Below are 13,587 nucleotides of genomic sequence, written 5' to 3' on the forward strand. Positions count from 1 at the left end.
ATTCCGGCTCAGGGTCACGTTCACGGGTACTATCATTTCAGATAAGTGAAAAACATAAGGTGAACGTAGCAATATACCGGAGGCAACAGATCCATTACCTCCGGAACAGCTGTCAGGCGTTACTGCCCACGGCTCAGCGTTAATCCCACATCGCCGCCAGGATGCACGGCTAACAGCGTTTCCTTTGAGTAGCCACTCTCGCTCATCAGACAGGCGCAGGCGGCATCAAATATCGCCAGGACCAGAATAATGGAGGTGGTCGCCAGCATGTCCAGCGGATCGGCCTCGCGCTGTACGCCGGTGGAAATCACCAGCCGGGAGGCGCTGGCGATGGCGGAGTTTGGGTTTTCCGTCACGCTAATTATCGGCACGTTCCTCGCAGCCAGTCCCGGCAGCAGTCGGGTAAGCTCATCTGAATTCCCTCCGCGCGACAACATAATTACCCGATCGTCTGCGCGTAAAAAACCCAGGTCGCCATGAGCGGCGTCGGTGGCATTGAGGTAAATTGCCGGGCGTTCGACGCAGGCCAGCATATGCGCCACTTTCCGTGCGGCAATGCCGGACGTACCGACGCCGGTGACGACAATTTTTCCTGTGCAGTCGCGCAGTTCGGTCATTAAAGACTGCCAGGTCTGCTCTGTCAGATGCTGGCCCAATCCCGCCAGAGCCTCACTGTAGAGCTGCCATACGCCGGTTGCCTGGGACCATGAATCACTCATGCGTCCTCCTGCATTAACTGGCGGTATTTCATATGGTCCTGGTACATCTCGTGGAAAACCCGGTATTTGCGATCGTAGTACTGCTTAATACGGTTGGTTTGCGGGGTGACCGTTTTACCAATGCGGCTCATCGCTGACATCGCTTCCGGGAAGGTATCGAACACACCTGCGGCGAGGGTTCCCATCATGGCGCTGCCCAGCAGCATGGCTTCACTTTCTTCCGGTAGCAGCATCGCACAGCCGGTGGCGTTGGCATGTTCCTGCACGAAAATTGGGTTTTTCGTGCCGCCGCCGCTGGCCATAATGGTATCGATGGTATACCCGCTTTGGTTCATCGTTTCGATAATATGCCGCGTCCCCAGCGCAATGGCCTGAATGGTCGCCAGATACTGCAGCGCCATATCTTCCGGCGTCCGGGACAGCTTCAAGCCGGTAATTGCACCGGTGAGCGTAGGGTTGGCGCGCGGGGAACGGTTACCGTGGAAATAGGGCAGAATGTGCATATCGCGGGTCAGAAACGCGATATCTTCCGGTTCGCCGGCCATTTTACGCAGCAGCGCATTCAGCACTTCGTAAATGGTCTGCCCCTGTGATTTTGCCTGCGCCAGCAACGTGTCGTAGCACGGGTGTGACTGAATAACGTGGTCGATTAACGCGCCGGTGGCCGACTGTCCGCCTTCGTTGAGCCAGTATTGCGGCAGGACGGCGGAGTAGTAAGGACCCCAGACGCCGCTGATAAAGCGCGGCTCTTTAGAAATTGCCATATGACCGGTGGACGTGCCGCCAATCAGCGCGACGCGGCGGTCAAAATCAGCCACCTCGCCGGTCACACCGCTGGCACCGAGGGTGCCCAGCGTTCCGGCGTGGGCATCGATAATCGACACGCTGACCGCGGTCCCTGGGATCAGACCCATTTCGCCGGCGGCCCGTGCAGAAAGGCCATGACCGAGCGGTTCCCCCATCGTTTTCACGTCGCGGCCAATTTTAGCGGCATCGTGCTCCAGCAAGTCTTCCAGCCCAATCTGGCGGAAATAGCTGGCATCCCATTTGTCCTCATGACCCATATAGGTCCATTTACACACTGTCGAGCACAGCGAGCGCGTGTCGTCGCCTGTCGCGCGCCAGGTGAGGAAATCCGGCAGGTCAAAGTAGTAGCCTGCATTGGCCCAGGTGTTGGGCATATGCTGCTTCAGCCACAGCAGTTTTGGCGTTTGCATTTCCGGTGAGATAATCCCGCCGACGTAGTCCAGCACTCGATGATGCAGGGCGTTAATGCGCTCGGCTTGAGTAATGGCGCGGTGATCCATCCACACAATAATGTTTTGCTCGCTGCGCCCGGAAGGGCTGATGGTCAGCGGTTTACCTTCTTTATCGAGCACCACCAGCGAGCAGGTGGCGTCGAAGCCCAGACCTTTCACCTGAATCGGGTTGATATCTGACTGGTTAATCGCATCACGAACCGCGTTACACACTGCCTGCCAGATGTTATCTGAGGATTGCTCAACGAAATCGGCCTGCGGACGGTAAATCTCAATCGCCCGGCTGGCCTGACCGACCATTCTGCCGTTGAGATCAAACACGCCTGCACGGGCGCTACCGGTTCCGACATCCACACCAATAAAGTAACTTGCCATAATTTTTTCTCCTGGAATCAGGCTTTACGATTCTGTAATGCGATAAAGAGGATCAGCACCGCGCCCCACAGCGCCATCGTCAGATAGCTACTGACCCCCAGCAAGTTAAGGCCGCTTTCCAGCATTTGCAGCACAATGAGCGCCAGCACCAGGCCGATAATACGCCCGAAGCCGCCATCCGGGTTGATGCCACCCAGCACCGAGGCGAGGATGGTGACCAGCAGATAGGATTCGCCGTATCCGGCTTTTGCCGAGTTAAATTTCGCCATCATCAGGATGGCGGCTACCCAGCCGAGCAGGGCCGAAATGACGTACACGGAGATCTGTACCCGTACCGTATTCACGCCGCTGTAGCGGGTTGCCTGTTCGTTGGACCCGACGAGATACAGGCTGCGCCCAAGTGTGGTGTGTTCCAGCAATACCCACAGCAGGATGGCCACGAGGAAAAAGAGCAGTAGCGCCACGGGGATACCGGCAATCGTGCCGTTACCCAGGTATTGAATAGCGGTCGGGAAGCCGGAAATGACCGTGCCGTTAGAGAGCAGAATATTCAGCCCGGAGATAAGCGTCATGGTGCCGAGCGTGGCGAGGATCGGCGACACGCCGACCCAGGCGATCAGCGCGCCATTCAGCGTACCAATGGCTACCGCCACGGCAGCTCCCGCCAGCAGGGCGATGACCAGGAACAGAGGGTTATCTGGATGGGCGACAATGATTGCCGCCATTACCAGCGAGCAGGCGTTAGCTCCGGCAATAATGGACAGGTTAATGCCGCCGGTCAGCATGGTCATGCCCATTCCCAGCGCCAGCATGCCGAGGATCGGTAGCTGTGAGCTGATGGACTGGAAGTTAGCCACGCTGAAAAAACGGCTGCCAAGCAGGGCCGAGAAGACCAGCGCGACGACCACAATAATGATGCATTGCAGACGAATGATGGCATCACCGGGTAAAAATCTGGCGATTGTTTTCATCTCAAAGCTCCCTTGCCAGTTTACGTTTTTCGTTCCAGGCCGTGGCGCTAATGCTGACCAGGATAATGGCGCCGCTGAACACGGTGTGCCAGTAAGAGGAGACGCTCAGCAGCGTCAGGCCGTTTTGTAAGAAGGCCAGCAGGACAACGCCGAGCAACGTTCCGGTCAGGGTACCGCGTCCACCGCTCATGCTGGTTCCCCCGAGCACGACCGCCGCCAGTACCGTCAACTCAAAACCGAGCAGGGAGTTGGGCGCGACGGATTGGGTGATTTGCGCCTGCACCACGGCGGCAACGCCTGCCAGAATCCCCATGTAGCCGTACACGTAGAAATGCAGCTTCAGCAAATTCAGACCCAGGCGCGACGCCGCGTCGCGGTTGCCGCCCATGGCGTAAACCTGGCGGCCGAGGCGGGTATAGTTCATCAGTACGGCAGTCACAATAATCACCGCCGCCAGACACAGCAGGGGCAGGGTCAGTCCGTAGTCGTAGCCGTCCGCTGCGGTGAACGAGAACCAGTTGATGCCGTTCATGAACCAGTCCGGGAAGCCATACAGCCAGGTACCTTTAGTGGCGTACACCAGCAGGCCGTAGTAGACGTTCAGCGTGGCGATGGTAATGATGATCGCCGGTACGCGCAGCCAGTAGACCAGAAAGCCGTTAATAAGCCCGAGCAGCAGTCCGACGGCAATGGCAATAACCAGCGCCAGCGCAAAGTTGCCGCCGTGGCCGATCACCCAACTGGCCATCGCGTACTGGGCAATGGCGGTCATCGCCGGGAATGAAATATCGATCCCACCGGAAATCAGCACCACAAACAGGCCGCAGGCCAGAATGCCGAGAATGGCGTAGCTGGTGGCGACGTCCGTCAGGTTCCCAAGCGACAGGAACTCATCGGTACTGACGCTTAGTCCTACGGCGAGTGCCACCACCAGCAGGCCCAGCCAGAATTCATGTTGCCCGAGCAAACGGGAGAAATGCAGACTATTCATTGATGACCTCGACCACTTCAGCAATCTCCTCTTCACGACACTGATGAGGATTAAATTCCGCCACCAGTTTGCCGCGACGCATCACCAGCACGCGGTGGCTGTTGTAATAGGCTTCCGGGATCTCATCGCAGATCATCAGCACCGCCATTCCCTGCTCGGCCAGATCGCGGGCAATCTGGTAAATGCCCTCTTTGTTGGCAATGTCGACGCCAACGGTGGGGGAGTCGAGGATCAGGATGCGCGGATGGGTCGCCACCCATTTGGCAATGGCGATACGCTGGGCGTTGCCGCCGGAGAGCGTTTTGACCGGCAGGTGCGGATCGGACACTTTGATGTTCAGCTCGCGGATCAGATCAGCGACCAGCTTTTGTGCTTTAGCATGGTCGAGCAGGCCGCTGCGGGTATGCAGTTGATCGAAGACCGTGACGATAGTGTTGTCGTAGATCGACTGCTCCATGATCAGTCCCTGCGTCAGGCGATCTTCTGAGACGTAGCCGATCCCGTGCTGAATGGCATCGTGGTTATTACGCAACCGGACCGGCTGACCGTTAATGCGCATTTCACCGCTCTCTGGGTGGGTCATGCCAAACAGGCTCAGACACAGCTCGGTGCGCCCGGCGCCCAGCAGGCCGACAATCGAGACAATTTCACCACCGTGCAGCGACAAATTAATATTCTGGTATTTTCCGCGACGGCTCAGGTTGCGCAGTTCCAGCAACGGTTCGTGGGAGTCGAATGACTTCTCCGGCAGCGGGCTGTAATGGAAGCGTTGCCCGGTCATCAGGAAGGCCAGTTCGTGGCTGTCCAGTTCGCTGGCAGGATACGTGCCGACCAGTTTCCCGTCGCGCATCACGCTGATCCGGTCAGCCACCTCCATCACTTCATCAAGACGATGGCTGACAAATACCACGCAAATGCCGGCGGCTTTCAGTTCGTTAACCACCCGCAGCAGGCCGTTGACTTCCTGACGGGTTAACGAGGCGGTGGGTTCATCCATGATGACCAGCCGTGCGTCGGCGGCAATCGCCCGGCAAATCGCCACCAGTTGGCGGTCGGCGATGGAGAGTTTCTCGACCTTTTTGTCCGGATCGAGGGTTACACCAATGCGCTTCATGGCTGCCAGCGCTTGTTGTTTCATGGCGCCGCGACGTACCCATATATCACCGCCGGGCAGGTAGCGGTTAACCGCAATATTTTCCGCGACGCTAAAATTGGGGAATAGCGACAGATCCTGATAGATGACCTGGATGCCATAGTGAGAAGAAAGCTGTGGCGTCAGGTGATGGAACAGCTTGCCATCAAGTAAAATCTGCGCGCCTTTTTCAGGGTGATAGACCCCGGAGATCACTTTAATGATGGTGCTCTTGCCACAGCCGTTTTGGCCCGCCAGACAGTGAACTTCGCCTTTTTTCAGCGTCAGATTCACGTTATCCAGCGCCAGCACGCCCGGGAATTGTTTGCTGATATTCTCAAGAGTGATAAATGCGGTGGTGTCTGCCATGGACAATACCCCTGCGAGCGTCCTGACGGACGCTGAGTGTGAGTGTGGTGGATAGCGCCGACCAGGCGGTCGGCGTTAAGGTTCCCTGGTGTTGGCTAAAGCCTTAGAAACCGAGTGATTGCGCGTTGTCTTTGGTGACTTCGAGGATCTTGTTAAAACGGATCACTTTCTTCTCCATGTCGATATCGGCTTTCCCTAAACCATCGATACTCAGATCGGTATTGACCTCTTTGCCTTGCAGCAGTTGGTCAGCAACCGTCACCAGTGCGTAGCCCGCATCTTTCGGGTCCCACAGCAGTGCTTTTTTGATATCTCCACGCATCAGGTAAGGTGCGGCTTGGGCTGGCATGGCGATACCGACGACGGCAATTTTATCCTTGGCGCGTTTTTTCTGTACGGCCTGGCCTGCCCCAATTGGACCCAGTGAACCGAAGCCGATAATCCCTTTCATTTGCGGATAGGTTTTCATCAGATCCAGCGTCGTGGAATAGGACTTATCAATACTTTCCGCTACCGGAAGACGCGAGGTCACTTCGAACATCTCCGGGTATTTTTCTTTCTGATACTTAATCGCGTAGTCGGCCCATGCGTTATGCAACGGCACGGTCAGCGAACCGACATAGATGGCATAACCCCCTTTGCCGCCCATACTTTTCGCCAGCTCATCAACGTTGGCCTGCGCATATTTTTCACTGTCGATGGTTTCGATATCCCACTGGCCGATTTGCTCGTCTGGGGATTCGTGCGTCAGGACCACAATGCCTTTCTCGCGCGCTTTTTTCAGTACCGGCTCAAGGACCTTGGCATCGTTTGGCACTACGATTATCGCATTCACGTTTTTGGCGATCAGATCTTCAATCACTTTCACTTGCTGAGCCGGGTCTGGCGTAGACGGACCGGTCTGGTAAGCGTTCACATCCAGTTTTTTTGCTGCTTCGTTAACGCCGGTCTCCATACGGTTAAACCAGGGAATACCAGTGACTTTGGCAACCACAGCAATTTCATATTTTTCCGCCGCAAAGGACGTGCCGGACAACATGCATGCAGAAACCAGGGTTGCACTGAGTAATGCGAGTTTGAATTTCATAGTTGTACCTTTAGTAGGGGGCAGGGCATGTCACGGCGTGAGGTTAACAACGAAGGGAAGAGGGAATGAATCATAAATCCTGTGAATGTGATCTGTGCCCATTTTTGTAAAATACAGGATCTATTTGAGTTAATTTTTAGTTAAATGTGAGGGTTTTCGCGTGTGTGAAGTCAAATTTATTGTTATCAACCAATTAAAATGAAACTAAATATTAACATTTTGTTATCATTTGCATTAAAGGGATGCGGTAAATCCTCTTTTTTTCTGTTGCCAACGATGAACAAATTTTCGAAATTGAGAACTGAATCGATACCGGAAAAGGGGCCCAATATTTTATCGTTCAATGCTATCCTCAGCGTATTCTCGCCAACGACGTCCTTTTGATGGCGGGCTGGATTTATTGTGGAGAAATCATGCCGCGTGTTAAACGCATCATTGTCACGTTGTTTCTGGTCGTCCTGTCTTTTGGCGCGGGCGCGCATCCTCACAGTTTTATTCATCTGAAAACCGAACTGGTGAGTGAAAATAACCAGTTTGTGGCGTTGAAAATGCGCTGGACGATGGATGAAATCACCTCCGCTGACCTGCTGTACGATGCGGGCAATGCCAAACCGGGGGATGAGATCTGGAAAAAACTGGCTGCGGAAGTGATGGCCAATGTCCTCGGACAGCACTATTTCACCGAAGTGTGGCACAACGGGCAAAAGGTAAAATTTAAAAATCGCCCGACGGAATATGGCATGGAGCGCGAGGAACATCAGGCGGTGCTGACGTTTGTACTGCCGTTGGCCCAACCACAGCCGCTTGCCGGACAGACTTATAGTATTTCCACGTTTGATCCCACCTACTACGTGGATATGAGTTACGACCAGGACCGCGATGCCACGCTGGCGCCGGGCTTCAGCAAGCAATGCCGGATTAGCGTGCATACCCCGACGCCTAATGAACAAACGCTGAGCTTTGCGCAGTCGCTGGATAAAGAAGACGCGCCGCCGGAGGATATGGAGTTGGGTAAACAATTTGCGCAGACGGTAACGCTACAATGTCAGTAGTTTATCAACAACGCGTAGCCAGACGCCGCTGGCTAATGCTATGGCCACTGGCGCTCTTTTTACTGCTGGCGATCGGTGGCGCGCTGTGGATCTGGCAGGCCTGGCCGCAGGTGATGGTGCAAAGTATTCTCTGGCAACGGGACGTTAACCAGCAGATGAGCGGCTTGCTGAAAGCGGTGGCCGCCAATCCCACCCGTACGGGCGGATCGCTGCTGCTGTTTAGCTTTATTTATGGGGTATTGCACGCGCTGGGTCCGGGGCACGGAAAAATCGTCATCACCACCTGGCTGGCGACGCATCCCTCGAAGCTGAGGTCGAGCATCGGGCTGACGCTGGCCTCGTCCTTATTGCAGGGGCTGGTGGCGATCGGTCTGGTCGTTGTGGTGCTCACGGTACTGCAACTGCCCGCCCGGCAACTGCATATGAGCAGTTTCTGGCTGGAGAAAGCCAGCTATGTGCTGGTCGGCGTGTTGGGGGTTTTACTGTGTTGGCGGGCGTTAAAAAAAATACGCGCGCTGCTGCGTCGCCCGACATTTACCGCTTTCACGCCGCATCATGTGCATGATGAACGCTGTGGTTGCGGGCATCAACATGTGCCCAACCCGGAACAGCTGCAAAGCGGCGATGACTGGCGCGCCCGGCTGATGATCATTCTCTCGATGGGAATGCGCCCTTGTTCCGGCGCCATAATGGTGCTGCTGTTTAGTAAAGTGGTGGGCGTCTTTGGCTGGGGCATGGCGTCGGCGCTGGCGATGGCAGCGGGAACCTCTCTGACCATTACTTCTCTGGCATTACTGGTACACAGTTTTCGGACGATGGCGCTGAAACTCAGCGGCAATAAAGCGCCGGTATTGTGGCGACAGATGGCCTGGACCACGCTGGCACTGGCCGGTGGTGCGATTTTAGTGGTTGCTGCGGTGGTGATGTGGGTGAGTGCGGTGCCGGTGGGAAGGGGATTACGACCGTTTTAGGTTAGTAAGCGGTATGAGTATGAAATGTAGGCCGGATAAGACGCGTCAGCGTCGCATCCGGCACCACAACTGATTAACGCTTCAGCGCGTCGCTCAGTTCGTCACGCATGTTCGCCAGCATGGCTTTCACTACGCGCGGGTTACCTGCAACGATGTTGCCGGTTGACATGTAGTTATGACCGCCGGTGAAGTCGCATACCAGTGCGCCTGCTTCACGTGCAATCAGTTCACCTGCGGCAAAATCCCACGGCTTCAGGCCGATTTCGAAGTAACCATCAACGCGTGCGGCGGCAACATAGGCCAGATCCAGCGCAGCAGAACCGGTGCGGCGGAAGTCAGCGCATTCGGTGTACATTTTGCCAAGGATCTTCATATAAGAAGGCGCGTGCTGTTTGGCTTTGAACGGGAACCCGGTGGCGATGATGGTGCCATCCAGATCGCGAGCGGTGCTGCCACGCAGACGGTAGCCGTTCAGCTGTGCGCCCTGACCGCGCGTTGCGGTGAACAGTTCGTTACGCATTGGATCGTAAACAACGGCGACTTCAGTACGGCCTTTAATGCGTACTGCGATGGATACCGCGAAGTGCGGCAGACGTTTTACGAAGTTGGTGGTGCCATCCAGTGGATCGATAACCCATTGAACATCCAGATCTTCACCAATATGTTCACCGCTTTCTTCGGTGATGATGGTGTGCTGAGGGTAAGATTTGCGGATTGTTTCGATAATAATCGCTTCTGCGGCTTTATCGACGTTAGTCACGAAATCATTGCTGCCTTTCTGGCTGGTTTCTACAGAGTCTGGTGTTTCGTAGTGTTTGGCAATTACATTACCCGCCTTGCGCGCTGCGCGCACGGCGATGGTCAGCATCGGATGCATCGGTCTCTCTCACTGGATGTTAAAGAACGGGAAAACGGCGCAGAGTATAGCAGCGAGTTCGGTATATGTCTTCGTTTTATGATAATATGGCCGAATAATCTTTAGCCGAAGAAAGACAATGCTGCAAAATATTCGAATTGTGCTGGTGGAGACCTCTCACACCGGCAATATGGGCTCCGTTGCCCGCGCAATGAAAACCATGGGTTTAACCAATCTGTGGCTGGTGAATCCGCTGGTCAAACCTGACTCCCAGGCCATCGCCCTGGCGGCCGGTGCCAGCGACGTGATCGGTAATGCGCAAATCGTCGATACCCTCGATGAAGCTCTGGCTGGCTGTAGTCTGGTGGTCGGAACCAGCGCGCGCTCCCGTACCTTGCCGTGGCCGATGCTCGACCCGCGCGAATGCGGTTTAAAAAGCGTCGCCGAAGCGGCGAATACCCCGGTTGCGCTGGTGTTTGGTCGTGAACGCGTAGGGCTGACCAACGACGAACTGCAAAAATGCCATTATCACGTCGCGATTGCCGCGAACCCGGAATACAGTTCGCTGAACCTGGCGATGGCGGTTCAGGTCATTTCTTATGAAGTGCGAATGGCCTGGCTGGCAACGCAGGAAAGCGGTAAGACGACAGAATACGAAGAAACCGAGTATCCGCTGGTCGATGATTTAGAGCGTTTTTACGGTCATCTGGAACAGACGCTACTGTCGACGGGCTTTATCCGCGAGAACCATCCGGGGCAGGTGATGAACAAACTGCGTCGTCTGTTCACGCGTGCGCGTCCTGAGAGCCAGGAGCTGAATATTCTGCGCGGAATGCTTGCTTCTATAGAGCAGCAGAATAAAGGAAAGTAGGCGTCTTGATGCCGTATAGCTGCACGATTTGTAGGCCGGATAAGCGAAGTGCTATCCGGCAAATGAAAACGGCACTGAAGGTTAAATACCTGACTAATTTAGTCAAGTAAATAGTTGACTGATTTAGTCGGGAATGTCAGACTTGCCCCTGCTATGCAATACCCCCATTTTACAATAAAAAACCCCGGGCAGGGGCGAGTTTGAGGCTAAGTAAGACATGAGACTGACATCAAAAGGGCGTTATGCCGTGACCGCAATGTTGGACGTTGCGCTCAACTCCGAAACGGGCCCGGTACCGTTGGCTGATATTTCTGAACGTCAGGGCATTTCCCTGTCGTACCTGGAGCAGCTATTCTCCCGTTTGCGTAAAAACGGTCTGGTTTCAAGCGTACGTGGACCAGGCGGCGGGTATCTGCTGGGTAAAGATGCAAGCAGCATCGCAGTAGGTGAAGTCATTAGCGCTGTTGACGAGTCGGTAGATGCCACCCGTTGTCAGGGCAAAGGTGGTTGTCAGGGCGGCGATAAGTGCCTGACCCACGCGCTGTGGCGCGATCTGAGCGACCGTCTGACGGGTTTTCTCAACAACATTACGTTGGGTGAACTGGTGAATAACCAGGAAGTCCTGGATGTGTCTGGTCGCCAGCACACGCATGACGCTCCACGCAGCACCCGCACGCAAGACGCGATCGACGTTAAGTTACGCGCATAATAAAAGTATTTTAGAATCAGGCCGGGGTGTTGGACACCCCGTTAACTCGGCCGTACATCCAGCCGGTTGCCTGGTTCCTTGCATTGAAGCGATGTACGGAGTTTATAGAGCAATGAAATTACCGATCTATCTCGACTACTCCGCAACCACGCCGGTGGACCCGCGTGTTGCCGAGAAAATGATGCAGTGTCTGACCCTGGACGGAAACTTTGGTAATCCAGCGTCCCGTTCTCACCGTTTTGGCTGGCATGCTGAAGAGGCGGTAGATATCGCCCGTAATCAGATTGCTGACCTGGTGGGTGCCGATCCGCGTGAAATCGTCTTTACTTCCGGCGCGACCGAATCCGACAACCTGGCGATTAAGGGTGCGGCTAACTTTTATCAGAAAAAAGGCAAGCACATCATCACCAGCAAAACGGAACACAAAGCCGTGCTGGACACCTGTCGTCAGCTGGAGCGCGAAGGGTTTGAAGTCACCTACCTCGCCCCGCAGCGTAACGGCATTATTGACCTGAAAGAACTCGAAGCGGCGATGCGTGATGACACCATCCTCGTTTCTATTATGCACGTGAACAACGAAATTGGCGTGGTGCAGGATATCGCGGCTATCGGCGAAATGTGCCGTGCGCGTGGCATCATCTATCACGTTGATGCGACCCAGAGCGTGGGCAAACTGCCTATCGACCTGAGCCAGCTGAAAGTTGACCTGATGTCCTTCTCCGGTCACAAAATCTACGGTCCGAAAGGTATCGGCGCACTGTACGTTCGTCGTAAACCGCGTATCCGCATCGAAGCACAGATGCACGGCGGTGGTCACGAGCGCGGCATGCGTTCTGGTACGCTGCCTGTCCACCAGATCGTGGGTATGGGTGAAGCTTACCGTATCGCGAAAGAAGAGATGGAAACCGAGATGGCGCGCCTGCGCAGTCTGCGTAACCGTCTGTGGAACGGCGTGAAAGACATGGAAGAGGTCTACCTGAACGGTGATCTCGAGCATGGCGCACCGAACATCCTTAACGTCAGCTTTAACTACGTTGAAGGCGAGTCGCTGATCATGGCGCTGAAAGATCTGGCCGTTTCTTCCGGTTCTGCCTGTACGTCTGCAAGCCTGGAACCTTCCTACGTGCTGCGCGCGTTGGGTATGACTGACGAGCTGGCACACAGCTCAATCCGTTTCTCTTTAGGTCGTTTCACTACCGAAGAAGAGATTGACTACACCATCGATCTGGTTCGCAAGTCTATCGGCCGTCTGCGTGAACTTTCCCCGCTGTGGGACATGTTCAAACAGGGCGTAGACATCAACAGTATTGAATGGTCACATCATTAATCGGTATACCCGTCATACTTCAAGTTGCAGATGCGTTGGCCGCGCTCGCTCACCCCAGTCACGTACTTATGTACGCTCCTGGGGATTTGCTCCCTTGCCGCCTTCCTGCAACTCGAATTATTTAGGGTACACATAAGGAGAATTCATCATGGCTTACAGCGAAAAAGTAATCGATCATTATGAGAATCCACGTAACGTGGGTTCTTTTGACAACAGCGACGAGAACGTGGGCAGCGGTATGGTGGGTGCACCGGCCTGTGGCGACGTGATGAAGTTGCAGATCAAAGTCAACAATGAAGGTATCATTGAAGACGCGCGTTTTAAGACTTATGGCTGCGGTTCCGCCATTGCCTCCAGCTCCCTGGTTACCGAATGGGTGAAAGGGAAATCGTTGGACGAAGCACAGGCGATTAAAAACACCGATATCGCAGACGAGCTTGAACTGCCACCGGTGAAAATTCACTGTTCTATTCTGGCTGAAGACGCGATTAAAGCCGCGATTGCGGATTACAAAAGCAAACGTGAAGCAAAATAATTAAGAGTTGAGGTTTTATTATGTCGATTACCTTAAGCGACAGTGCAGCAGCGCGAGTAAATACCTTCCTGGCAAACCGTGGTAAAGGGTTTGGCCTGCGCCTGGGTGTGAGAACCTCCGGCTGCTCAGGTATGGCCTATGTACTGGAATTTGTTGACGAGCCGGCGGCTGAAGATACCGTGTTTGAAGACAAAGGCGTTAAAGTCGTGATCGACGGTAAAAGCCTGCAATTTCTGGACGGTACGCAGTTAGACTTCGTCAAAGAAGGTCTGAACGAAGGGTTTAAGTTCACTAACCCTAACGTGAAAGACGAGTGTGGATGCGGCGAAAGCTTCCACGTGTAACGTGCGTCACCCGAAAACC

14 protein-coding genes are annotated in these 13,587 nt (G+C 54.6%); 7 read left to right on the forward strand and 7 right to left on the reverse strand.

Translation table 11 applies throughout. The features are described from left to right. Positions 1-119: 119 nt before the first annotated feature. The 6 genes from FCH32_RS00255 to FCH32_RS00280 all read right to left on the reverse strand — a co-directional run bounded on the left by FCH32_RS00255 (position 120) and on the right by FCH32_RS00280 (position 6,903). On the reverse strand, positions 120-719 hold the full coding sequence (locus tag FCH32_RS00255) for a KpsF/GutQ family sugar-phosphate isomerase (protein ID WP_115257774.1): 600 nt from the start codon (positions 717-719) through the stop codon (positions 120-122). Then, a complete protein-coding gene (locus tag FCH32_RS00260) occupies positions 716-2,353 on the reverse strand; it encodes an FGGY-family carbohydrate kinase (protein ID WP_174360300.1) in 1,638 nt (545 codons plus the stop codon). The genes FCH32_RS00255 and FCH32_RS00260 overlap by 4 nt, the downstream gene beginning before the upstream one ends. Before the next feature lie 17 nt (positions 2,354-2,370). Next, entirely contained in the window at positions 2,371-3,324 is a 954-nt protein-coding gene (locus FCH32_RS00265) for an ABC transporter permease (protein ID WP_096756157.1), read from the reverse strand. 1 nt (position 3,325) lies between these two features. Beyond that, entirely contained in the window at positions 3,326-4,315 is a 990-nt protein-coding gene (locus tag FCH32_RS00270) for an ABC transporter permease (protein WP_135911599.1), read from the reverse strand. Next, entirely contained in the window at positions 4,308-5,816 is a 1,509-nt protein-coding gene (locus FCH32_RS00275; RefSeq protein ID WP_096756159.1) for a sugar ABC transporter ATP-binding protein, read from the reverse strand. Before FCH32_RS00275 ends, FCH32_RS00270 begins: the two co-directional genes overlap by 8 nt. Before the next feature lie 103 nt (positions 5,817-5,919). Next, a complete protein-coding gene (locus tag FCH32_RS00280) occupies positions 5,920-6,903 on the reverse strand; it encodes an autoinducer 2 ABC transporter substrate-binding protein (RefSeq protein WP_096756160.1) in 984 nt (327 codons plus the stop codon). A 413-nt stretch (positions 6,904-7,316) separates the two neighbouring features. Here FCH32_RS00280 and FCH32_RS00285 point away from each other — a divergent pair, with 413 nt between their 5' ends. Beyond that, a complete protein-coding gene (locus FCH32_RS00285; RefSeq protein ID WP_137399747.1) occupies positions 7,317-7,955 on the forward strand; it encodes a DUF1007 family protein in 639 nt (212 codons plus the stop codon). Next, positions 7,946-8,926 carry a nickel/cobalt transporter gene (locus FCH32_RS00290; RefSeq protein WP_174360301.1) on the forward strand — a complete coding sequence of 327 codons (981 nt, stop codon included), beginning with the start codon at positions 7,946-7,948 and terminating at the stop codon, positions 8,924-8,926. The genes FCH32_RS00285 and FCH32_RS00290 overlap by 10 nt, the downstream gene beginning before the upstream one ends. Before the next feature lie 73 nt (positions 8,927-8,999). Here FCH32_RS00290 and suhB read toward each other — a convergent pair whose 3' ends face one another. Continuing rightward, the gene (gene suhB / locus FCH32_RS00295) at positions 9,000-9,803 is read right to left on the reverse strand and encodes an inositol-1-monophosphatase (RefSeq protein WP_096756163.1); all 804 of its coding nucleotides are present in this window, start codon (positions 9,801-9,803) and stop codon (positions 9,000-9,002) included. A gap of 118 nt (positions 9,804-9,921) precedes the next feature. On the opposite strand from suhB, the gene trmJ reads away from it, so the two are divergent. The 5 genes from trmJ (at position 9,922) to iscA (ending at position 13,568) form a co-directional block, all read left to right on the forward strand. Further along, positions 9,922-10,653, forward strand: coding sequence for a tRNA (cytosine(32)/uridine(32)-2'-O)-methyltransferase TrmJ (gene trmJ, locus FCH32_RS00300; protein ID WP_096756164.1), 732 nt, complete (start codon positions 9,922-9,924; stop codon positions 10,651-10,653). A gap of 217 nt (positions 10,654-10,870) precedes the next feature. Beyond that, entirely contained in the window at positions 10,871-11,362 is a 492-nt protein-coding gene (gene iscR / locus FCH32_RS00305) for a Fe-S cluster assembly transcriptional regulator IscR (protein ID WP_115257780.1), read from the forward strand. A 112-nt stretch (positions 11,363-11,474) separates the two neighbouring features. Beyond that, on the forward strand, positions 11,475-12,689 hold the full coding sequence (gene iscS / locus FCH32_RS00310; protein ID WP_096756165.1) for a cysteine desulfurase: 1,215 nt from the start codon (positions 11,475-11,477) through the stop codon (positions 12,687-12,689). A gap of 148 nt (positions 12,690-12,837) precedes the next feature. Continuing rightward, positions 12,838-13,224 (forward strand): Fe-S cluster assembly scaffold IscU, encoded by a 387-nt coding sequence (gene iscU / locus FCH32_RS00315; RefSeq protein WP_002913991.1) that lies wholly within the window; start codon positions 12,838-12,840, stop codon positions 13,222-13,224. Positions 13,225-13,244: 20 nt separating this feature from the next. Next, positions 13,245-13,568, forward strand: a complete 324-nt coding sequence (iscA, locus tag FCH32_RS00320; RefSeq protein ID WP_003835203.1) for an iron-sulfur cluster assembly protein IscA — start codon at positions 13,245-13,247, stop codon at positions 13,566-13,568. Positions 13,569-13,587: the final 19 nt, after the last annotated feature.

The organism is Citrobacter gillenii, from assembly GCF_013337685.1.
GTDB classification, from domain to species: Bacteria; Pseudomonadota; Gammaproteobacteria; order Enterobacterales; family Enterobacteriaceae; genus Citrobacter; species Citrobacter gillenii.

Excerpts from the sequence above, each read along its gene's own strand:
- FCH32_RS00255 (WP_115257774.1), bottom strand. The coding sequence starts at position 719 with ATGAGTGATTCATGGTCCCAGGCAACCGGCGTATGGCAGCTCTACAGT.
- FCH32_RS00260 (WP_174360300.1), bottom strand. The coding sequence starts at position 2,353 with ATGGCAAGTTACTTTATTGGTGTGGATGTCGGAACCGGTAGCGCCCGT.
- FCH32_RS00265 (WP_096756157.1), bottom strand. The coding sequence starts at position 3,324 with ATGAAAACAATCGCCAGATTTTTACCCGGTGATGCCATCATTCGTCTG.
- FCH32_RS00270 (WP_135911599.1), bottom strand. The coding sequence starts at position 4,315 with ATGAATAGTCTGCATTTCTCCCGTTTGCTCGGGCAACATGAATTCTGG.
- FCH32_RS00275 (WP_096756159.1), bottom strand. The coding sequence starts at position 5,816 with ATGGCAGACACCACCGCATTTATCACTCTTGAGAATATCAGCAAACAA.
- FCH32_RS00280 (WP_096756160.1), bottom strand. The coding sequence starts at position 6,903 with ATGAAATTCAAACTCGCATTACTCAGTGCAACCCTGGTTTCTGCATGC.
- FCH32_RS00285 (WP_137399747.1), top strand. The coding sequence starts at position 7,317 with ATGCCGCGTGTTAAACGCATCATTGTCACGTTGTTTCTGGTCGTCCTG.
- FCH32_RS00290 (WP_174360301.1), top strand. The coding sequence starts at position 7,946 with ATGTCAGTAGTTTATCAACAACGCGTAGCCAGACGCCGCTGGCTAATG.
- suhB (WP_096756163.1), bottom strand. The coding sequence starts at position 9,803 with ATGCATCCGATGCTGACCATCGCCGTGCGCGCAGCGCGCAAGGCGGGT.
- trmJ (WP_096756164.1), top strand. The coding sequence starts at position 9,922 with ATGCTGCAAAATATTCGAATTGTGCTGGTGGAGACCTCTCACACCGGC.
- iscR (WP_115257780.1), top strand. The coding sequence starts at position 10,871 with ATGAGACTGACATCAAAAGGGCGTTATGCCGTGACCGCAATGTTGGAC.
- iscS (WP_096756165.1), top strand. The coding sequence starts at position 11,475 with ATGAAATTACCGATCTATCTCGACTACTCCGCAACCACGCCGGTGGAC.
- iscU (WP_002913991.1), top strand. The coding sequence starts at position 12,838 with ATGGCTTACAGCGAAAAAGTAATCGATCATTATGAGAATCCACGTAAC.
- iscA (WP_003835203.1), top strand. The coding sequence starts at position 13,245 with ATGTCGATTACCTTAAGCGACAGTGCAGCAGCGCGAGTAAATACCTTC.